We start from the raw sequence: 19,571 nt of genomic DNA, 5'->3' as shown, positions 1-19,571 counted from the left end.
CGCTGCATCGCCTCCGGCCACTCGGTCGCCTACGCTGGGAACACGACGGCCCTGTTGCCAGCACACCGACGAGGAGGGCGGGCATGACAGCGATGTCATCGAGGTCAGCTCGATTGGTCCAGCTCTCCCCCGAGGAGTTCCGCGCCCGGCTGACGGAGGCACTCGGCGTCTACACCGCGGCCATGGGCTACTCGGTCGGCACGGCCGAGCTGCGTGCGCCGATGTGGCTGGCCCACATGCTGCGGGACGGCTGGCGCAACGTCGTGGCTCTGGACAGCGATGACGGGCTCGTCGGCCTAGCCTACGGCTACCGCGGCCAGCGCGGCCAGTGGTGGCACGAGCAGGTACACAAGGGGTTCGCCGAGGCTGCCGTTCCCGACGACGTCCGGGCGTACTGGCTCGGTGACTACTTCGAGCTCACCGAGCTGCACGTGCTGCCGGGCAACCAGGCGGGCGGGATCGGCGAGAATCTGCTGCGCTCGCTGCTCGCAGGTGTCGCCGAGCCGGCAGTACTGCTGTCCACCCCGGAGGGCACCACAAGGGCCTGGCGCCTCTACCGCAGGCTCGGCTTCCAGGAGCTACTGCGGCATCACCACTTCGCGGGCGACCCGCGCCCGTTCGCGATCCTCGGTCGTGAACTGCCCCTGTAGGGCCGCGCACCGTACCGTCCGACAGCTGGTCACCGCCCCGGGACACGGACGGGCAACCCGTGGGTCGGCAACCCGGACCACGGAATTCACGTCGCGTTCGCCCACGGACGGGTGAAACTTCCTACGTTCGGGGGCGGCGGATCGAATCCGCCCCGAACTGCCCATCACCCACCCAGATGCTGGACACGAACACGGGAGTCGATACACGTGACTGAACACGATGCGGTACCCGGAACGCCCTCACGCAGGACGCTGCTACGCGGCGCCGCCGCCACGGGAGCGATGGCGCTCGGATTCGGAGCGCTGGACGGCTTTGTCCGCGCGGCAAACGCCGCCCCTCCGGCCGATGCCACGGCCCGGCCCGGCAAGGGCGGCTACGGGCGGCTACGCCCGGTCACGCGCCGGGATCCTGTCACCGGCTACAGCCAGGAACTCCACCTACCGGACGGCTTCGACTTCGCCCTGCTCGGCCTCGCGGGCACGGCGATGGACGACGGTCACACCACGCCGCTCGGCCACGACGGCATGGCCGCCTTCCGCGGCCCGCGCGGCAGCTACCGGCTCGTACGCAATCACGAGGAACGAACCGGATCGTCGGAGGTGACCCCGTCCGGCGACGAGGCTGATCGTTACGACTCGCTGGGCGGCGGTGGTACCACCACGCTCCAGGTGGGCTTCCGGCACGGCGCGCCGGAGCTGGAGGGGGTGTGGACCTCGCTGGCAGGCACGATCGTCAACTGCGCGGGCGGCCCGACCCCGTGGGGAAGCTGGTTGAGCTGCGAGGAGACGACAGCCGGCACGCACGGCGGCTGGGAGCGCGAGCACGGGTACGTGTTCGAAGTGGACGCGAGCGCCGACAGCGCGGTCGCGGCGACGCCGCTGCCCGCGCTCGGGCGGTTCGTGCACGAGGCAGTAGCCGTGGACCACCGCACCGGCATCGTCTATCTCACCGAGGACCAGAACACCGCGGGCTTCTACCGGTTCGTCCCCCACCGTCGGAACGACCTGTCCGCGGGCACCCTCCAGATGCTCGCGATCTCCGATGCGCCGGGATACGACACCAGGACGGGCCAGGAGCAGGGCGAGAGCCTGGCTGTCGAGTGGGTGGACATCGCCGAGCCCGACCCGGCCACCGCGGAGATCGACCCGTTGGCCGTGTACCGGCAGGGCCTGGCGTCCGGCGCCGCGACCTTCGCCCGCCTGGAGGGGTGCTGGTGGGGCAACCAGGCCGTCTACCTGGTCTCGACCAACGGTGGCGATATCGGCGAAGGCCAGATCTGGGAGTACCGCCCGCACCCCGGAAGGGACGGCGGCACGCTGAGCCTGGTGTACGAGTCGTTCGACCGTGCCGTACTGTCCTTTCCGGACAACATCACGGTCTCACCCAAGGGAACGCTGCTGGTGTGCGAGGACACCGGGCGCTCGAACCCCCAGCTTCTCGGCGTCACGACCGACGGCGAGACGTTCCCGTTCTGTGTGGACCCCTCGAACGACGAGTGGTGCGGGGCGACGTTCAGCCACGACGGCAAGGTGCTGTTCGCCAACCTGCAGGGATCAACGAGCGGTGACCCGCGCGACCCGGACGTCCCCGGCCGCACGGTGGCGATCTGGGGTCCGTGGCAACACGGCGCGCTGTGAGGTGACCGGCGGTCGATGGTCCCCGCTGTGCCGGTCAGGCGGGGACCATCGACCAGTCGGCTACCCTCCCGGCGAAGCCGTCCCCTGCCGACGGGGCGGACTGCACGATCCCTCACGCGTGAGCTGTACTCCTCCCCCTTCGTGCCGCCCTCGACGGCCGTGCGTTCCGTGCTCTCAGGCACCGGGCCCACCACGCGGATCGTCCGGCTGCTCGTCCTCGTGCTCACCCGGCGGTACGCCGTCCGGCCACACACACGGCGAGGACGCACCGAGCCTCATACGACCGTCGCCGCTTCGGGCTCGCAATGACATACGAAAAGCGTCCTCCTCGTGCTCGACCGAAATGGAGACACGGTCGGGTCGCCGGTCGGTGAACACCCGGTAATTGTCACTCGTCCAATACGAGTGCAGCGCTTCGGCGTACTCGTCGTTGCGTTCGACGGGGAGATCGTCGAGAGCATACGCCTTGCTCACCTGATAACGCCCTCGTGGGCCATCGTCCGTCGGATCGGTGCATTCGGCCGTGTGCTCACGAACCACGGTCAGTGTGGGGTCGTCGGGAAGCGCCGCGATCGCCGACTGGAGATGATCTTCGACCCGGTCGGCCGCCTGTTGCTGTGTCATCGTTCGCATGTCCTCGCCACCTCCCTGGCTACACGCCACGAGCGCCACAATCGCGGCGACCGGAATCAATCCGGTTCTCACTACCCGCACACCCTTCGCGATCCACGCCATACCTCCTCACACTCCCGGCGAATCAGCCACGTCTCCGGAATCAGCACCGGGAGCCAGGATCGTGTCCGTCCTGTCCGGAGTACCGCCCACCGCGATGGTCACTATGTTCTCCAACGAGTCCGAATCGTCGTGCCAGTACGCCGAGTGGGCGTCTCCCGAGTACCCGAGCGTGTACCAGTCACCGTCCGGACCGGGATCCGATGGGAACTCGTGCGCACCGAAGTCCGCGGAGATCGGCTGCTTGTCGTGAACGAATCGCGGCGTTCCTCGGATCACGTCGTTCTCCGCCGTTGTGGCATAGACGTTCTCGGTGTCGATACCCAGCTCGGAGGCGTGTCCCACGCCGACTCCCGGGCTGCCGACGAAGACCATGTTGTCCACGTCGAGATTGGGTTCGCCGTCGTCGTCCGTACCCGCCGCGTGCCCGATCACGGTCGAACCGTAGCTGTGCCCGAGTACCGTATTGTGCCCTCCGCCGCCTTCGTGGGTCGCACGAAGCCCGTCCTGGAAACTCCGCAGGTCCGCGGCGGCGTCCTCGGCGTAGTGCGCGTTGGTGGCCGGGCCGAGATCCTGCGGGGCGTCGTACCCGATCCACGTGACGACCGCCGCGTCGCCGCCCGACTCGAATCCGGCTTCCGCGATCAGCTGGTCCGCTTTCTCCAGCTCCGACGCCATGCTGTGCAACCCCGACTCGGTCCCGGGAACCTGGGTCACCGTGTTCTCCGCGGTGTCGGGATTCCCGGTCGCGAGGATGCCGCGACCGTGGCCTTCGGTGTCGAAGTCGAGCGGGTACGCCTGCGGGTAGGCCTCACTCGGCTCGCGCCCGAGCTGGTCGTTGATGGCCTCCAAACCCTGCCGGGTTCCCGCAAGCTGGTCGAACTCGCGTTGCTGCTCGCTCGTGCGCTCCTCGCCCAACTCGTCCAGGGCCTCGTAGCGGGCCTTGACGTCCGCGTAGGACTCCTCGAACAAGATGCGGTTGGCGCGGTCTCGAGCCTCGACCGGGATCCCGTCCAGCGAGCCGACGCGATCGGGGTGGGTGTAGATCGCCGACTCCCGTTCCAACGGGCTCAGCTCGTCCCACCACTCCTTGACCTCCGCCGCCGAGTCACCGGCATCCGGAAAGTCACTCGGGCGCACGACGCGATCCGCACCGGTCGCCTGTAGCTCCAGCCCGGCGTCGGCCGGCATCAGATCGTTGAGCTGTCGCGAAGCGGCCTGGTCGGCCTCCGTCGCATCATCCACGGCTGCCTGGATCTCTTCGCCAAGCTCCTCAGCCAGCCTACGGTTCTCCGCCTTCTCCTCGTCGGTGCGCGTGTCGCCCGGTCCTCCGGCATTCGCGCGAACGGTCCCGGTATCCGGGTCGACGCTGAGCAGGTACGTGCTGTCGACGATTTCCATGACCCGACCGATCCGCTGCTGCGCGTCGCTGACACTGTCCGCGAGAGTCCGGAGCACGGCAGAAACCCGCTCGGCGTACTCGACCGTCGTTCTGTACTCGCGGCGGACGTCGGAGAGATGGTCCCGTGCCACATCGGCCGCGTCTCCCCACCACCCGCCCAACCCCGCGACCTCGCGCTTGATGTCGTCCGACGTCGCCTCCAGCGCGCTCGCCGGCCGGGCCCACCCGGCGGCGATGTCCTCGTACACCGCCGGATCCGCCTCCCGGAGGTGCCGGAACGTGACCATTCAGTCCCCCTCGCGCCCACCGAGACCGTCCAGAGTCTCAGTGATCTCCGACTCGAACTCCTCGTACGAGCCGTCCGCCTCCTGCAGCAGCCCACCGGCCACCGCCGTCCGCTTGCACAGGTCGTCGATCTGGAACTGCCACATCGACGCCAGCGAGCTCATCGTGCTCGTCGTCGCGAACCCCTCGTTCGCCCCGTCATGCCGCTCGATACTGCCCGTGAACTCGGACATGGCATGCCGCGCCTCATCCGCCAGATCGACGATCGCGCCGCCCGCCTCGGTGAGCCGGCCCAGCTCCACCCCGTGACCGTCCGCCATAGGCTCGCCCCTCCCGCGTCACTACGTCGCCGGAAACCTATCGTGCAGGCGCGGCGCGTGCAGGGGGTTCAGCTGACCCCTGTGACGAGCACGAAGACGGCGAGCAGCCACACATACACCGCGAAGACCCGGAACTTGGCGGCCTCCAGCAACCGCAGGACCACCCACAGCGCCCCGGACCCGACCACGGCCGCGACCACGAACCCGGTCGCCATCGCGGCCCAGCTCACCTCTGTCAGGCCGCCGTCACCGAGCGCACCGAGAAGCTCCACACCGGTGGCGGCCAGGATCGTGGGGATCGCCACGTAGAAGGAGTACCGCGCGGCCATCGTGCGACCCATCCCGATCAGCAGCGCCACGAAGATCGTCGTACCGCTGCGGGAGATGCCCGGTGCCAGCGCGGCAGCCTGCGCCACACCGATCGCGATCGCCATCATCAGGGTGATGTCGCGCGGCCCTGCCCAGCCGAATCGCAGCCACCGGCCGCCGCGGTCGGGCGTCATGGCGTCGGTCCACCACAGCATCGCCCCCGTCAGCACCAGCGCGACCGCCACCACGGTTGTGGAGGCGAACACCCGCTCGGTCAGGGTGTCCTTCAGCAGCAACCCCAGGACCCCGGTCACGGCGGTCGTGACCAGTCCGAGGAACACCAGCCGCGTGGCCAGCGCGCCCTGGAATCCGGAACGCCAGTTGGCGGCCACCCTGCCGGTGACCACCTCGCGGTGCACGCCCTTACCCAGCTGGCGCAGGCCCGCGCCCATCACCACGACGACCGAGACCATCGTGCCGACGTGCACCACGAGGTCGAACAGCACCATCTCCGGCGACTCGGGAGGGGGGACATCGACGCCGAACTCCGTCAGCCAGCTCTGCGTGAGCACCAGATGGCTGGTCGAGCTGACCGGGACGAACATGAACACGCCTTGCACGACACCCAGCAGGGCTGCCACAAGCAGGTCCACCGACACCTCCGCGACTCGGGATCGGGCACGCTCCACCGCATCGGTGTTCCGACGCCGGTGGCAGTGCCGTCGCGCTCGCTAGACGGATGCGAGCTGCTCGCGGAGCGTATCCAATCCCATTCCACCGAGGCGCAGGGCCCGCATGTGGAAGTCCTTGATGTCGAACGCGGCTCCGTCCCTACGTTCGGCCTCGGCGCGTGCGGACAGCCACAGGCGCTCCCCGAGCTTGTACGACGGGGCCTGCCCCGGCCACCCGAGGTAGCGGTCGATCTCGTCGCGCACCAGGTCCGGATCGGTGATCGTCCTGGTCAGCATGAACTCCAGCCCCAGCTCCGCGGTCCAGCGCTCGCCCTCGTGGAAGCCGGTACCCGCCGGGATCTCCAGCTCGAGGTGCATGCCGATGTCCACGATCACCCGCGCGGCACGGAACAGGTGCGCGTCGAGCATGCCCAGCAGGTTGCCGTCGTCGGAGAGATACCCCAGCTCCTCCATGAGCCGTTCCGCGTACAGCGCCCAGCCCTCGGCGTGCCCCGAGGTGAACGCCATCAGGCGCTGGAACCGGTTGAGCGACTGCCCCTGGTGCACGGCGGTGGCGATCTGCAGGTGGTGGCCCGGCGCACCCTCGTGGTAGACCGTGGTGACCTCACGCCAGGTCGGGAACTCCGACTTGTCCGAGGGCACCGACCACCACATGCGGCCGGGCCGCGAGAAATCCTCGCTCGGGCCCGTGTAGTACGCCCCGATCTTCCCTCCCGGCGGCGCCAGCAGGCATTCCAGCCCCATGACCTCGTCCGGGATGTCGAAGTGCGTGCCCCGCAACGAGTGCAACGCCTGATCGGAGAGCTGCTGCATCCAGTCGCGCAACGCTTCCTGCCCGGACACCAGGTACCGGGGGTCGGCATCGAGTGTGGCGGCGGCCTCGGCGAGCGTGGCACCGGACTTGATGCGTTCGGCGACCTCGAGCGCCTGCGCCTCGATGCGATGGAACTCCTCCCAGCCCCACTCGTAGGCCTCGCGCAGATCGAGGTCGGCCCCGGTGAAGAAGCGCGACCACATCCGGTAGACGTCCTCCCCGACGGCATCCTTCGACGGGGCGTGCGGTGCCAGCTCGGCGCGCAGGAAGCCCGCGAACTCGGCCATCGCCTCCTGCGCGGCGTGCGCGTGGTGGGTCAGCTCGTCGCGCAGCTTCGACGGCAGTCCCTCGACCGAGTCCGCGCCGGAGACGAGGGTGTCGAAGAAGCCGGGGTCGCCGTGCAGGCCCGCCCATGTGTCGCACTGCTCGGCGACCCTGGACACCTGCCGCAAGGCCGCGACACGGCCTGCGTCGGACGAGACCAGCAGCGAGGACCGCACCTGGTCCATCGCCCGGGGCACCTTGCTCAGCCGCTCGGCGATGGTTTCCCAGTCGCGCACCGTCCCCTGCGGCATGAGGTCGAAGGCCATCCGCACCTCGTGCACCGGGCTCTCGATCACGTTCAGCGCGGCCATGTCGAGCCCGGCCTCGTGGAGTTCGGCATCGACGGCAGCACGCTCGGTGAACACCGCCTTGGCCGCTCGCTCGGACGGGTCGGCAGGCTCGCGCTCGGCAAGCGCGTCGCTCGCCCGGCGGGTCAGCTCGGCACGGGCGGCGTGCCCCTCCGGGGAGTAGTCCGTCATCTCGGTGTCGTGCCCGGCGACTCCCATGAAGGTCGCGGCCACGGGGTGTGCGGCGGCGTAGTCCTCCACGAACTGGTCACAGATCTGGTGGATATCTGATGTGCTGGAAACCATAGCGGCACGTTACCTGGCCCTGTTGCCGCGAAGCACGCACCGTGCGTGGCCGGCACGCCGTCACACCGGCGCCCCGCGAGCAGGCGGGTGTCGCGCGGAGCACGCCTCGACGACCCCGGCCCCGCCGCCGTTTCGTGCACACCGGACCATGGACCCCGTGAACGATCTCGACACCGAGCTGCCCAGCCACGTGGAGCGGGCGCTCGCCGACTACCTGGAACGCGCAGGCGAGGGCATCGGCCACGTGGAGCAGTTCGCCGAGCCGCGGCGAGCGCTGGTCTCGTTCGTCCTCGGCGGGGGCAAACGCATGCGCCCCACATTCGCCTGGTGGGGCTGGCGCGGCGCGGGCGGCGCGCCGGGTGGCGACAGGGCCGAGGCGGCGCTGTACGCGATCTCGGCGCTGGAGCTGATCCAGGCATGTGCGCTCATCCACGACGACGTCATGGACGACTCGCACTCGAGGCGGGGTGCCCCCACCGTGCACGTCTCGTTCGCTGCCAGGCACACCGAGCGCGGCTGGCACGGTTCCGCGGACCGCTTCGGGCTCGCCTCGGCGGTGCTGATCGGTGATATCGCGCTCGCCTGGGCCGACGACATGTTCAACTCCGCGGGCCTGCCCGCGACGGCTTTGTCCGCCGCGCAGCCCGCCTGGCACGCCATGCGCACCGAGATGCTCGCAGGCCAGTACCTCGACATGGTCAACCAGGTCACGGCCGACCCCTCGCCCGAGGCAGCGATGCGCGTCGACGAGCTCAAGACCGCTGCCTACACCGTGCAGCGACCGCTGCACCTTGGTGCGGCCCTCGGCGGGGCCGGTCCCGAGCTCATCGAGGCGCTGCAGGCGTTCGGCAGGGACGTCGGCATCGCCTACCAGCTGCGCGACGACCTGCTCGGGCTGTACGGCGACCCGGCCGTGACCGGCAAACCCGCAGGCGACGACCTCCGCGAAGGCAAGCGGACGCTGCTCGTCGCGCTCGGCCTCGAACACGCCACGCAGCAGGGCAAGGACCCGCTCGCCTCGGCGATATCCGACGCGGTGACCGACCCGGAGCCCACGGACACGCAGATCGAGCGCGCGGTCTCCGCGCTCGACGAGGTGGGCGCCGTGGACTCGGTGGAACGCCGGATCGGTGAGCTGACCGGCTCGGCGCTGGCCGCCCTGGAGCGCGCGGACGTCGCCGAGCCCGCGGCGACCAAACTCGCCGAGCTGGCGCACACCGCGACGTCGAGGACGTTCTGAGGTCATGCGCAGGAGGTCGTCGCGCAGCGACGCGCACACGATGGATGGCCGGGCCGAGCACGTCGTCGTGGTCGGCGCCGGGCTGTCCGGCCTGTCGGCGGCACTGCACCTGCTGGGTGCGGGCAGGCAGGTCACGCTGGTCGAGCGGGAGGCCGCGCCCGGCGGCCGTGCAGGGTCGAACAGGCTCGGCGAGTTCACCGTCGACGCGGGCGCGAGCGTGCTCACCATGCCCGCGTTGCTCGACGAGGCCTTCGCCGCTGTCGGAGAGTCACTGGCCGGGCGCGTGCGGCTGGCGCGACTGGACCCCGCGTACCGCGCGCACTTCGCCGACGGCCGGTCGATCACGGTGCATTCCGATGCCGAGGCCATGGAGTCCGAGATCCGCAGGGTTTCCGGGCCCGCGGACGCGCAGGGGTACCGCGAGCTGCGCGACTGGCTGACCCGCCTCTACCGCGTGCAGTCCGAACGCTTCATCGGAGCCAACTTCGACTCACCCCTCGACCTGCTGGGTGCCGACCTGGTCAAGCTCACCCTCCTCGGCGGGTTCGGGCGGCTCGGTCCACGTATCGGCAGGTTCTTCCGGGACGAGCGGGTACGCAGGTTGTTCTCCTTCCAGTCGCTGTACGCGGGGGTCTCCCCCGCGACGGCGCTCGCCGCCTACGGGGTGATCGCCTACATGGACACCGTCGCCGGGGTGTACTACCCGCACGGCGGTATGGGAGCGGTCGCCTCCGCGATGCGCGGGGCGGCCGAACGCGCGGGCGCCGACGTACGCATGCGCACGGACGTGACCGCACTGGAGTCCGGTTCCGGTCACGTGCGCGCGGTGCGCACGCACACCGGCGAGCGGATCCCCTGCGACGCCGTCGTGCTGGCTGTCGAGCTGGACAGTGCCTACCGGTTGCTCGGCACGCGGCCACGACGGCCGGTGGCCCTGCGCCCCTCCCCTTCGGCGGTCGTGCTCGACGCGGGTTGCGACGCGGCGCCCGCAGGCAGCACCGACCACCACACGATCTACTTCGGCGAGCAGTGGAACCGCACCTTCGACGAGATCATCGACGAGGGAGCCCTGATGAGCGACCCGTCCCTGCTGGTGTCGCGCCCCACAGCGACCGAGCCCGCGCTCGCCCCGCACGGCAGGGAAGTGATCTCCGTGCTGGCCCCGGCTCCCAACCTGTCCGTGGGTCGCATCGACTGGCAGGCCACCGGACCCGCCTACGCGGAGAAGATCCTGGCGACGCTCGAGGAACGAGGCATGCGTGGCGTCCGCGACGTGATCGAGGTGAGCAGGCTGCGCACGCCGCACGACTGGGCAGCGCAGGGGTTCACAGCAGGCACCCCGTTCTCCCTGGCGCACACGCTGCCGCAGACCGGTCCGTTCCGGCCCCGCAACGTGGTGCGCGGATTCGGAAATGCCGTGCTCGCCGGGTGCGGGACCACCCCCGGCGTCGGGATCCCGCCGGTGGTGACCTCCGGAAAGCTCGCCGCTGAACGCATCACAGGGAGCGGGAACCGACAGCCATGACACACGCCCAGCGAGACATCCCGCAGCACGGGAGCGCGGCCCCGGTCGGGCCGCCGCCCGCCAGGGAACTGCGCGCCGCCTACACGTGGTGCAGGCGCATCAACGCGCATCACGGGCGCACGTTCTACCTGGCGACGAAGTTGCTCCCGGCGCACGCTCGTCCCGCGGCGCACGCGCTGTACGGCTTCGCGCGCGCCGCTGACGAGATCGTCGACAACCCGGCGCCGCACAGCGACCCGGCAGCCGAGCTCGCCGCGCTGGAGACCGCCCTGTTCCGCGCGTTGGACGGGCAGCACACGCGCGACCCGGTCCTGACGGCCGTCGCCGACACCGCGAGCCGGTACCGCATCGAGCGCGTGCACTTCGAGGCGTTCCTCCGTTCCATGCGGATGGATCTGCGTGTCGCGGAGTACCCGACCCGCGCGGCCCTGTCCGAGTACACGCACGGCTCAGCCGCGGCGATCGGGCTGCAGATGCTTCCGGTGCTCGGCACCGTCGTGCCGCGCGAGGAGGCGGCGCGGGAGGCCGCGGCGCTGGGTGAGGCGTTCCAGCTGACCAACTTCATCCGCGACGTCGGTGAGGACCTCGGCCGTGGCCGGCTGTACCTGCCCTCCGGCGAGCTCGCCGCGCACGGGGTTGACCGGCAGCGGCTCCTGTGGGCATTGCGCACCGGCGAGCGTGACGCACGCATCCGCAGCGCCATCGCCGAACAGGTCGGCCACGCCCGCGCGATGTACCGGCGCGCCGAACCCGGCGTCGCGAAGCTGCGCCCCGAGTCCCGGCCGTGCATCCGCACCGCGCTCCGGCTGTACGAGGCGATCCTCGACGAGATCGTCGCCGCCGACTTCGACGTGTTGCGCGTGCGCGCCGTCGTACCCCGCGTGCGCCGCCTCGCGCTCGCCGGGCGGGCGGTGCTTCGCGAGTACACCGCATCGCGGCGAACGTGACCGCGACGGCCCACGCGCACCCTCGGGGCGCGCTAGGGTGGCGACCATGAGCACGAGTACGAATCGACCGGTCCGAATAGGCCTGCAACTACAACCACAGCATGCCGACTACGAAGCGATCCGGCGTACCGCCAGCGCCGCCGAGGAACTCGGCGCCGACGTGGTGTTCAACTGGGACCACTTCTACCCGCTCTACGGCGACCCGGAGGGTAAGCACTTCGAGTGCTGGACCATGCTGGGCGCGTGGGCGGAAAGCACCTCGCGCGCCGAGATCGGGGCGCTGGTGACCTGCAACAGCTACCGCAATCCCGACCTGCTCGCCGACATGGCGCGCACCGTCGACCACATCAGCGGCGGCAGGCTCGTCCTCGGGATCGGCTCAGGCTGGTTCGAGAAGGACTACGAGGAGTACGGCTACCCCTTCGGCACCAAGGGGAGCAGGCTCGACGACCTCGCCGAGGCGCTGCCGCGGATCGAGGCCAGGCTCGCCAAGCTCAACCCGCAGCCGACCCGCCGGATCCCCATCCTCATCGGTGGCGGTGGGGAGAAGAAGACCCTGCGGCTCGTGGCGAAGCACGCGCACATCTGGCACGGCTTCGGCGACCCTGAGGTGGTCGAGCGCAAGGTCGACATCCTCGACCGGCACTGTGCCGACGTCGGTCGCGACCCGGCAGAGATCGAGCGTGCCGTCGGGGTGAGCGGCGCGCCGGAAGAGCTCGGGCCACAGCTGCTCGAGCTGGGGGTCACGCAGTTCACCGTCGGCGTCGGCGGGCCCGACTACGATCTCGGCCTGCTCGCCGACTGGATCAACTGGCGGGACAAGCAGAACTCCTGACCGCACCGGCGGGCAGCACGCACGGGCAAGGGCGGAGCGAGTGCTGACGGCGAGGCCGCACGCGTCACTCGCTCCGCCGCCGTGGTGCCCGCGAGCCGCGGTCCCGGTGTTACAGGGCCGAGGCTTGCGCGCGCCGCTTGACTTCGGTTCCTTGGTTGCTGCGCAGGGCGTTGATCGGTGTCCGCCCCGGCAGGCTCTCATCGGACGTGAACAGCCAGGTCAACATCTCCGTCGGTTCGAATCCGGCGTCGGCGAGCACCGTCAGGGTTCCCGCCAGTCCTTTGACCAGCGCGTCCTCCGCGATGAACTCCTCGGGCACACACAACGTGCCCGATCGCCGCAGGGCAATGAGATGCCCGTCTCGTACTGTCTGCCGTACTTTGTTGACCGATACGCCGAGCCGGCTCGCCGCCTCTTCCAAGGTGATCACGGCGACGTCCGTACCCAGTACGTCATCGGCGACAGGGATCGCACTCACAGGTATCAGCCTGCCATAACGACCAGCCGCACAACATTCCGTCCCGCTGCTCCGTTCGGGGAAGCCCGCGCCACGCTCGGTTCCCGCACGGGCAGGCCGGAAGCCGGGGAGCGGCCCGCTGCCGCCCGCGAGCGCCCGGTCCGGTGCCGATAGCATCCCGTGGTGTGACGCAAGCGGACGCAACCCTGGTCGGGTCGCTGCTCGACAACCGGTATCGCGTGACAGGACTCCTCGCCCGTGGCGGTATGTCCACGGTGTTCCGGGGCATCGACACGCGCCTCGACCGGCCGGTCGCGATCAAGGTGATGCATCCGCAGTACGCGGCCGACAGCAACTTCGCCGAACGCTTCGAGCGGGAGGCCCGGGCCGCGGCGCGGCTGCACCATCCGCACGTGGTCGCCGTGTTCGACCAGGGCGTCGACCGGACCACCGACCAGGCGTACGCGTTCCTTGTCATGGAGCTCGTCGACGGCGGCACGCTGCGCGAGCTGCTCGACCAGCGAGGCGGGCTGGACGTCCCGCTGGTGTGCGGGATCGCCCTGCCCGCGCTGCGCGCGCTGTCCACGGCGCACCAGGCCGCGCTCGTGCACCGCGACATCAAGCCGGAGAACGTGCTGCTCGGCAGGACACCGCGGGCCGCGACCACACCGTCGGCCACCGTCAAGGTCGCCGACTTCGGGCTGGTGCGCGCCATGGCGAGCGCGAGCACGACCAGCTCCAGCGTGATCCTGGGCACCGTCGCCTACCTCTCCCCCGAGCAGGTCACCACCGGTGATGCGACCACGCGCAGCGACGTCTACTCGTTCGGCATCCTGCTGTTCGAGATGCTCACCGGGCAGGTTCCCTACACCGGGGACTCACCGCTGTCGGTGGCCTACCGGCACGTCAACGACGACGTGCCGCCGCCGAGCTCGGTCAACCCGCGGGTACCGGCTGCCCTGGACGAGCTGGTGGTGCGCGCCACGCGACGCGACCCGCAGTCCAGGCAGGCCGATGCGGGCGTGCTGTTCGACGAGCTGGACCGGCTGAGCGCCGAGCTCGGCATCACGCAGGCCGACGTTCCCACGCTGCCCCCACCGGATCACGACGTGGACACCACGACGGGAGACACCGTGCCGGTGCGGGCCGGTGCCGGGCACAGCAGGAACGGCACCCGAGTGTACTCGCAGGCCGAGCTGGCCGGGGAACTCGCGGGCGCGACGGACGAGCACGACGCCGTCCGGCCACGACGCCGCAGGACGCGGCGAATCGCCCTGCTGTCGGTACTCGGGCTGTTGCTCGCGGCGTTGCTGGGGGCCGGGGCGTGGTGGTTCGCCGCCGGAGATACCACGACCGTCCCCGAGGTCGCGGGGATGGACCAGGCGAGTGCCGAGGAGACGCTGGAGCGGGCCGACCTCGACGTCGACGTCACCCGGCGTCACCACGACTCGGTCGAGGCAGGCACCGCCATCGGTACCGAACCGGCTGCGGGCACCGAAGTCGATCAGGGCGGGACCGTCGAGCTGTCCGTGTCGATGGGCAGGCCGGTCGTTCCCGACATCGCCCCCGGCACCCCGCTCGCCGACGCCGAGGCGGCTATCGCCGATGTCGAGCTGGTGCCGGTTCGCGACTCGGACGCCGACGACTATCACGAGTCGGCCCCCGAGGGCGCTGTGCTCGCGGTCACTCCGGAGCCCGGCACGGCCCTCGATGTGGGCGAGGAGGTCGCCATCGCGCTGTCCCTCGGCCCGCCGCCCGACCCGGTTCCCGATGTCGCGGGCCTCAGCGCGGAGGACGCGCACGACGAGCTACGCGATGCGGGGTTCGAGCCCTACGACGCGGGTGAGGAGTTCTCCGAAGGCGTGCCCCAGGGTGCCGTCGTGCGCACCGACCCCGAGGCAGGCGCGCAACCGGAGGGCGACACACCCCGGGTCGGGGTGTACGTCTCCAACGCGGTGGAGGTTCCCTCCGTCACCGGCAGGACCGTCGGCCAGGCCGAGAGCATCCTCTCCGAACACGGTCTGGAAGCCGAGGTCGACTCGGCTGCCGGCCGGTTCTCCGTGGTGGTCGGCCAGGATCCCGAAGCCGGCGAGCTGGTCGAGCCCGGCAGCACGGTCACCATCGACGGGTTCCCGTAAGTCCCGTCCGGCGAGTCGTGCGAACGTGGTCGCACCGAGTGATGGTTCGCTGGCGACGTGTTCGCATACCCTCGAAATGGTTAGGCCATTCGTGTGGACATTGTTCGCATTCAGTTTTTCACGGTAACTGGCTGCCTGGAACGTCCGACAATTCATGTAGAAACATGAATACCCATGATCGGTGGAATCTACCCTCGGTCGATTTCGCGAGGGCCACGCGGTCCGTCGAGCGGCGAAGGGGCCAGGGTTGTGATACCTGATGAGACGCCTCGCGCGGAAAGCCCACAGAAGCCGGCAGTAGCCGTCCTCGAACTCGGCTACGTCGGCCTGTCCACGGCGCCGGCTCTCGCCGATGCCGGATACCGGGTGATCGGTTGCGACACCAGCCACGGTGACCGGTGCCCGCGTGCTCGTCGCAGGGATCACCGACCCGCACAACGCCGGCTGGAATCTGATCGGGCCGCACACCCTCCACTCCCGTGCGGAGCACCGCTGGCTGGAGCTGTACCCACCGTCTTCAATACCACCTACCGGGCCGGCCACCTACCCGGCAGGGCATTCCTGTAGCGGGTCTCGCGAAGATCGGAGAACGACATATGAAAGCACTGGTTACAGGCGGTGCCGGGTTCATCGGGAGCCACCTCGTCGAGCGGCTGACCCACGAGGGACACCACGTGATCGCCCTCGACGACGCCTCGACCGGCGACTGGCGCAACCTCGACACAGTCGCAGGCAGAAGCGGTGTTGAGTTCGTCTCGGGGTCAATTATGGACGCCGACTTGATGAACCGTCTCGTCGATTCCGTGGATCAGGTGTTCCATCTGGCGGCGGCCGTCGGTGTGCGGCGCATCCTGGACGACCCGATCGCCGGGTTGCGGACCAACCTGCGCGGCACCGAAACGGTGCTCGACAGCGCGTTGCGCACCGGGACACGCGTGCTCGTGATGTCCACCAGCGAGGTCTATGGGCACAACACCGCCGACTCGCTGCACGAAGATGCCTCACGTGTGCTCGGATCACCGCTGGTCACGCGCTGGTCCTACGCGGCCGCCAAGGCACTCGACGAGACCATCGCCTACGCCTACTGGCGCTACCAGGGCCTGCCTACCGTGATAGTCCGGCCGTTCAACATCGTCGGACCACGGCAGACCGGACACTACGGGATGGTGATCCCCCGCTTCGTCGACCAGGCGCTGCGCGGGGAGCAACTGACGGTGCACGGCGACGGCAGCCAGACGCGGTGCTTCTGCCACGTCAGCGAAGCCGTCGATGCCGTCATGGCGCTCGCCGCGCACCCCGAGGCTGCCGGCAAGGCGTTCAATATCGGCCACCCGGAGGAAGTGTCGATTCTCGAGCTCGCACAGCAGGTCATCGCACTGACGGGCTCGTCGAGCACGATCCGGTTCGTGCCGTACACCGAGGCATACGCGGAAGGGTTCGAGGACATGCACCGCCGGGTACCGGACATCACGCGCGCCCGGGAGCTGGTGGGCTTCGCGCCGACACTGACCCTCGAGCCCATCCTCCGCGGTGTCATCGAGCACCGTACGAGTGCGCTGGCGGCGGGCGACGCCGCGGCCGTACGCGGGGAGGTCCGCCGTGCAGCCGTTCAGTGACGACTTCCTCGCCGCGCAGCGGGTGCTGGTGATCGCACCGCACGCCGATGACGAGACGTACGGCTGCGCGGGCACCATGGCGCGGGTCAAGGCACTCGGTGGTGAGGTCTACGTGGTGCTGGCCAGCGTGGCCGACCTCGACCACTACGGCACGGACGGCAGTGACGCGCGCACCAAGCTGGTGACCGGGAGCACCCGGCTCGCCGAGTTCGACGCGGTGATGACAGCGCTGAAGGTCGACGACTGGGACGTGCTGTTCACCGACGAGCACACGCACATGGCCCTGGACACCGTCCCGCGCAAGCGTCTGGTGACGCTCCTGGAGTCAGCGGGACGGTTGGCGATCGACACGGTCGAGCCGACGATGCTGATGATCCCCGCGCCCAGCTACAACCAGGATCACGAGGCGCTGTACCAGGCGTGCATCACGGCCACGCGCCCCGGCGCGCCGGGACAGAAGTACACCGTCCCGTTCGTGTTGAGTTATGACCACTTCTCGCTGTGCTGGCCCGTGACGGAGACACGTTTCCAGCCGAACATCTACATCGACGTGTCCGAGTACCTGGACGTCAAGATCGCCGCGCTGCGGATGCACGCCTCGCAGGTTCGTGACGAGCTCTACTTCGGCAGCCCGGAAAGCGTCGACCTGCAGACCCGGGTACGGGGCAGGGAGGTCAGCGTGGCGGCCGCGGAGGCGTTCTGCCTGCTGCGGGGCGTGGTGTAGGAGGGGTGACGCAGCAGTGACCATCGTGTCCGTTCACCAGCCGAACTTCATGCCGTGGCTGAAGCTGCTGGACAAGATCCTGGCAAGCGACGTCTACATCGCCTATGACACGGCCCAGTACACCCGATCGGAGTTCCATTCCCGTCAGAAGATCAAGATGAGCTCCGGGCCCGACTGGCTGACCGTGCCGCTGCGCAGCCCCGGCACCTCGGCCATCAAGGACGTGCGGATCGCCACCGACCAGCCGTTGCGCGAGCGGCACCTGCACCGGATCACGCTCGCGTACCGGCGATGCCCGTACTTCGATGAGGTGTTCCCGGTGCTGGAGCGGGTCTACCGGCGCGATCACGAGTGGCTCGTCGAGCTCAACCTGGACCTGATCAGCAGCATATGTGACTACCTGGGCAGCGAGGTACGGATCGTGCGCGCGAGCGAGCTGGCGCACACCGGCGACCGGATGCAGCGACTGGTCCAGCTCCTCGAGGGGGCGGGCAGCAGCGTCCACCTCACCAGCACCATCGGGACCGAGCACGACTACATGGATCCGGAGGTGTTCCACGCTGCCGGGATCGAGCTGCGCGCGCAACGGTTCGACCATCCCGTCTACGGGCAGCCGTACGGGTCGTTCGTACCCGACCTGGCCGCGATCGACATGCTGTTCTGCTGCGGCCGCGAGACCGCGCGGATCCTCGCCTCGCGCAGGGAGTTCGTCACCGTAGCAACGCAGAGCCGGGACACCGATCGCGTGCGCTCCGGGAGCGGGTGATCGGCGGATGGAGTGGTGGCTCGCGCTGTTCGTCTTCGGTGTCAGCATCACCCTGTGGATCGGGGTGGGCCTGCTCCGGCTGCTCACCCAGGATGCCGTTGAGCGGCGACGGAGGGTGGCCGACAGCACCGGGGCGCGCAGGCTCACCCCGGCGGATGTGGCGGTGCTCATCCCCGCACACAACGAGGAAGCCAGCATCGCGGCGACGATCACATCTGTGCTGCGGCTGGTCCCGGGAGCGAACGTGCACGTTGTCGCCGACGGGTGTACCGACCGCACCACCGAGATCGCCGGGTCGTTCGGCGTGAACGTGCTGGAGCTGCAGCCCTCGCGCGGCAAGGCAGGCGGGATCGAGGCCGCGGTCGAGCATTTCGAGCTGGCCCGGCGCTTCGAGCTGATGCTGATCACCGACGCCGACACCCGGCTGGATCGTCACTACCTGGATCGGGGCCTGCGGCTGATGGAGGACCCGGCGATGGCTGCGCTGGCGGGATACGCGCATGTGGACTGGCAGCCCGCCGCCGTCAACGGGCTCGGCAGGTTGCTGCTGTCCTACCGCACCCGGCTGTACGCGGTGATGCAGGGAATGAAGTACGGCCAGACCTGGCGGCACACCAACGTCACACCCATCGTGCCGGGATTCGCCAGCATGTACCGCACGAGGTTGTTGCCGCGGATGGAGCTCAACCCGCCGGGCCTGGTCATCGAGGACTTCAACATGACCTTCGAGCTGCACCGCAAGAAGCTCGGCAAGATCGCGTTCGAGCCCTCGGTGTACGGCATCTGCCAGGACCCGGAGAACCTGCGGGACTACTACCGGCAGATCTGCCGGTGGTGGCTGGGCTTCTGGCAGACCCTCCGCAGGCACGGCCTGTGGTTCAGCGTGTTCTCGGCCGCACTGGTGCTCTTCCTGTTCGAGGTCTTCGTGGTGAGCCTGGTGCTGCTGCTGGTGGTGGCGAGCCTGGTGTTCCTCGCGGCCGAGCCCGCGACGGGCGGGCTGGCGTTGCAGTGGGACTGGTACGCGCCGGTCCACGCGTGGCTGGATCCGCTGATCACCCCGCTCAACCTGGTGGTGTTCCTGTGGCTGCCCGACTACCTGCTGACCTGCCTGGTGGCGCTGTGGCTGCGGCGGCCCAGCCTGCTGGTCTACGGTGTGGGGTTCATCTTCCTGCGGGTGCTGGATGCCGTCGTCACGGTGCGCACGCTGATCCAGTTGTGCCGCGAGAAGTCGACGGGCCGGTGGACGAGCCCGGCCCGCCGCAGCGTGCAGGTGCTCAGCGCGGACGGGCATGCTCCGGGTGCCGCGGGCGGGGACGTCGCGGGAGGTGTGGCCGTGGCCGCCCCTGCCGATGACCGCCCGGCAGCGGCCCTGAACTGGCGGGACGCGGCGCCCGTACTGTTCGACGGCGCCCTGGTGCTGGCGTTGTTGCTGCTCGCAGCCGCGCTGCTGGTGCTCGGTGTGGCGGCCTCGGTCATACTCGGGATGACGGTGGCTACCGTGGTGGTGTGCGCTCTCCTGGCGTTGATCGTCCCCTGGTACCGCGCACGACGTGAGGACCGGTGA

17 protein-coding genes are annotated in these 19,571 nt (G+C 69.6%); 11 read left to right on the top strand and 6 right to left on the bottom strand.

Features of this window, described 5'->3' with window-relative positions:
• Positions 1–83 precede the first annotated feature (83 nt).
• Both CHB84_RS10130 and CHB84_RS10125 read left to right on the top strand, forming a co-directional pair.
• Positions 84–650: a GNAT family N-acetyltransferase gene (locus CHB84_RS10130; RefSeq protein ID WP_089301301.1), complete on the top strand. Its 567-nt coding sequence runs from the start codon at positions 84–86 to the stop codon at positions 648–650.
• 207 nt (positions 651–857) lie between these two features.
• Positions 858–2,288 carry a PhoX family protein gene (locus CHB84_RS10125; protein WP_245818661.1) on the top strand — a complete coding sequence of 477 codons (1,431 nt, stop codon included), beginning with the start codon at positions 858–860 and terminating at the stop codon, positions 2,286–2,288.
• A 174-nt stretch (positions 2,289–2,462) separates the two neighbouring features.
• Here the strand turns inward: CHB84_RS10125 and CHB84_RS10120 are convergent, their stop codons facing one another.
• The 5 genes from CHB84_RS10120 to CHB84_RS10100 form a co-directional block, all read right to left on the bottom strand.
• A complete protein-coding gene (locus CHB84_RS10120; RefSeq protein ID WP_089301421.1) occupies positions 2,463–2,921 on the bottom strand; it encodes a hypothetical protein in 459 nt (152 codons plus the stop codon).
• Between the two features lie 108 nt (positions 2,922–3,029).
• The gene (locus tag CHB84_RS10115) at positions 3,030–4,709 is read right to left on the bottom strand and encodes an alpha/beta hydrolase (protein WP_089301299.1); all 1,680 of its coding nucleotides are present in this window, start codon (positions 4,707–4,709) and stop codon (positions 3,030–3,032) included.
• The gene (locus CHB84_RS10110; protein WP_089301298.1) at positions 4,710–5,027 is read right to left on the bottom strand and encodes a hypothetical protein; all 318 of its coding nucleotides are present in this window, start codon (positions 5,025–5,027) and stop codon (positions 4,710–4,712) included.
• A gap of 68 nt (positions 5,028–5,095) precedes the next feature.
• On the bottom strand, positions 5,096–5,989 hold the full coding sequence (locus tag CHB84_RS10105) for an undecaprenyl-diphosphate phosphatase (protein WP_089301420.1): 894 nt from the start codon (positions 5,987–5,989) through the stop codon (positions 5,096–5,098).
• Positions 5,990–6,067: 78 nt separating this feature from the next.
• Complete coding sequence (locus CHB84_RS10100) at positions 6,068–7,759, bottom strand: DUF885 domain-containing protein (protein ID WP_089301297.1); 1,692 nt, start codon at positions 7,757–7,759, stop codon at positions 6,068–6,070.
• A gap of 148 nt (positions 7,760–7,907) precedes the next feature.
• On the opposite strand from CHB84_RS10100, the gene CHB84_RS10095 reads away from it, so the two are divergent.
• The 4 genes from CHB84_RS10095 to CHB84_RS10080 are packed head-to-tail and all read left to right on the top strand — an operon-like array spanning position 7,908 to position 12,306.
• A complete protein-coding gene (locus CHB84_RS10095; protein WP_089301296.1) occupies positions 7,908–8,999 on the top strand; it encodes a polyprenyl synthetase family protein in 1,092 nt (363 codons plus the stop codon).
• 4 nt (positions 9,000–9,003) lie between these two features.
• Positions 9,004–10,524: a phytoene desaturase family protein gene (gene crtI, locus CHB84_RS10090; RefSeq protein WP_089301295.1), complete on the top strand. Its 1,521-nt coding sequence runs from the start codon at positions 9,004–9,006 to the stop codon at positions 10,522–10,524.
• On the top strand, positions 10,521–11,471 hold the full coding sequence (locus CHB84_RS10085; protein ID WP_089301294.1) for a phytoene/squalene synthase family protein: 951 nt from the start codon (positions 10,521–10,523) through the stop codon (positions 11,469–11,471). Before crtI ends, CHB84_RS10085 begins: the two co-directional genes overlap by 4 nt.
• 46 nt (positions 11,472–11,517) lie before the next feature.
• Positions 11,518–12,306, top strand: coding sequence for an LLM class F420-dependent oxidoreductase (locus tag CHB84_RS10080; RefSeq protein WP_089301293.1), 789 nt, complete (start codon positions 11,518–11,520; stop codon positions 12,304–12,306).
• Between the two features lie 109 nt (positions 12,307–12,415).
• Here CHB84_RS10080 and CHB84_RS10075 read toward each other — a convergent pair whose 3' ends face one another.
• A complete protein-coding gene (locus CHB84_RS10075) occupies positions 12,416–12,784 on the bottom strand; it encodes an Rv2175c family DNA-binding protein (RefSeq protein ID WP_089301292.1) in 369 nt (122 codons plus the stop codon).
• A gap of 164 nt (positions 12,785–12,948) precedes the next feature.
• On the opposite strand from CHB84_RS10075, the gene pknB reads away from it, so the two are divergent.
• The 5 genes from pknB (at position 12,949) to CHB84_RS10050 (ending at position 19,571) form a co-directional block, all read left to right on the top strand.
• Entirely contained in the window at positions 12,949–14,901 is a 1,953-nt protein-coding gene (pknB, locus tag CHB84_RS10070) for a Stk1 family PASTA domain-containing Ser/Thr kinase (protein ID WP_089301291.1), read from the top strand.
• A gap of 596 nt (positions 14,902–15,497) precedes the next feature.
• Complete coding sequence (locus tag CHB84_RS10065) at positions 15,498–16,517, top strand: NAD-dependent epimerase/dehydratase family protein (RefSeq protein WP_089301290.1); 1,020 nt, start codon at positions 15,498–15,500, stop codon at positions 16,515–16,517.
• Positions 16,501–17,241: a PIG-L deacetylase family protein gene (locus CHB84_RS10060; protein ID WP_176439897.1), complete on the top strand. Its 741-nt coding sequence runs from the start codon at positions 16,501–16,503 to the stop codon at positions 17,239–17,241. The genes CHB84_RS10065 and CHB84_RS10060 overlap by 17 nt, the downstream gene beginning before the upstream one ends.
• A gap of 16 nt (positions 17,242–17,257) precedes the next feature.
• A complete protein-coding gene (locus CHB84_RS10055; RefSeq protein ID WP_089301288.1) occupies positions 17,258–18,007 on the top strand; it encodes a WbqC family protein in 750 nt (249 codons plus the stop codon).
• 7 nt (positions 18,008–18,014) lie between these two features.
• On the top strand, positions 18,015–19,571 hold the full coding sequence (locus CHB84_RS10050; protein ID WP_089301287.1) for a glycosyltransferase family 2 protein: 1,557 nt from the start codon (positions 18,015–18,017) through the stop codon (positions 19,569–19,571).

The sequence above is a fragment of the Haloechinothrix alba genome, assembly GCF_900188115.1.
Taxonomy (GTDB): Bacteria; Actinomycetota; Actinomycetes; order Mycobacteriales; family Pseudonocardiaceae; genus Haloechinothrix; species Haloechinothrix alba.
This window is presented reverse-complemented; position numbering and strand designations above follow the sequence as displayed.

Bases quoted from the DNA above. Each gene is read 5' to 3' on its own strand.
- CHB84_RS10130 (WP_089301301.1), top strand. From the start codon at position 84: ATGACAGCGATGTCATCGAGGTCAGCTCGATTGGTCCAGCTCTCCCCC.
- CHB84_RS10120 (WP_089301421.1), bottom strand. From the start codon at position 2,921: ATGCGAACGATGACACAGCAACAGGCGGCCGACCGGGTCGAAGATCAT.
- CHB84_RS10115 (WP_089301299.1), bottom strand. From the start codon at position 4,709: ATGGTCACGTTCCGGCACCTCCGGGAGGCGGATCCGGCGGTGTACGAG.
- CHB84_RS10110 (WP_089301298.1), bottom strand. From the start codon at position 5,027: ATGGCGGACGGTCACGGGGTGGAGCTGGGCCGGCTCACCGAGGCGGGC.
- CHB84_RS10100 (WP_089301297.1), bottom strand. From the start codon at position 7,759: ATGGTTTCCAGCACATCAGATATCCACCAGATCTGTGACCAGTTCGTG.
- CHB84_RS10095 (WP_089301296.1), top strand. From the start codon at position 7,908: ATGGACCCCGTGAACGATCTCGACACCGAGCTGCCCAGCCACGTGGAG.
- crtI (WP_089301295.1), top strand. From the start codon at position 9,004: ATGCGCAGGAGGTCGTCGCGCAGCGACGCGCACACGATGGATGGCCGG.
- CHB84_RS10085 (WP_089301294.1), top strand. From the start codon at position 10,521: ATGACACACGCCCAGCGAGACATCCCGCAGCACGGGAGCGCGGCCCCG.
- CHB84_RS10080 (WP_089301293.1), top strand. From the start codon at position 11,518: ATGAGCACGAGTACGAATCGACCGGTCCGAATAGGCCTGCAACTACAA.
- CHB84_RS10065 (WP_089301290.1), top strand. From the start codon at position 15,498: ATGAAAGCACTGGTTACAGGCGGTGCCGGGTTCATCGGGAGCCACCTC.
- CHB84_RS10050 (WP_089301287.1), top strand. From the start codon at position 18,015: ATGGAGTGGTGGCTCGCGCTGTTCGTCTTCGGTGTCAGCATCACCCTG.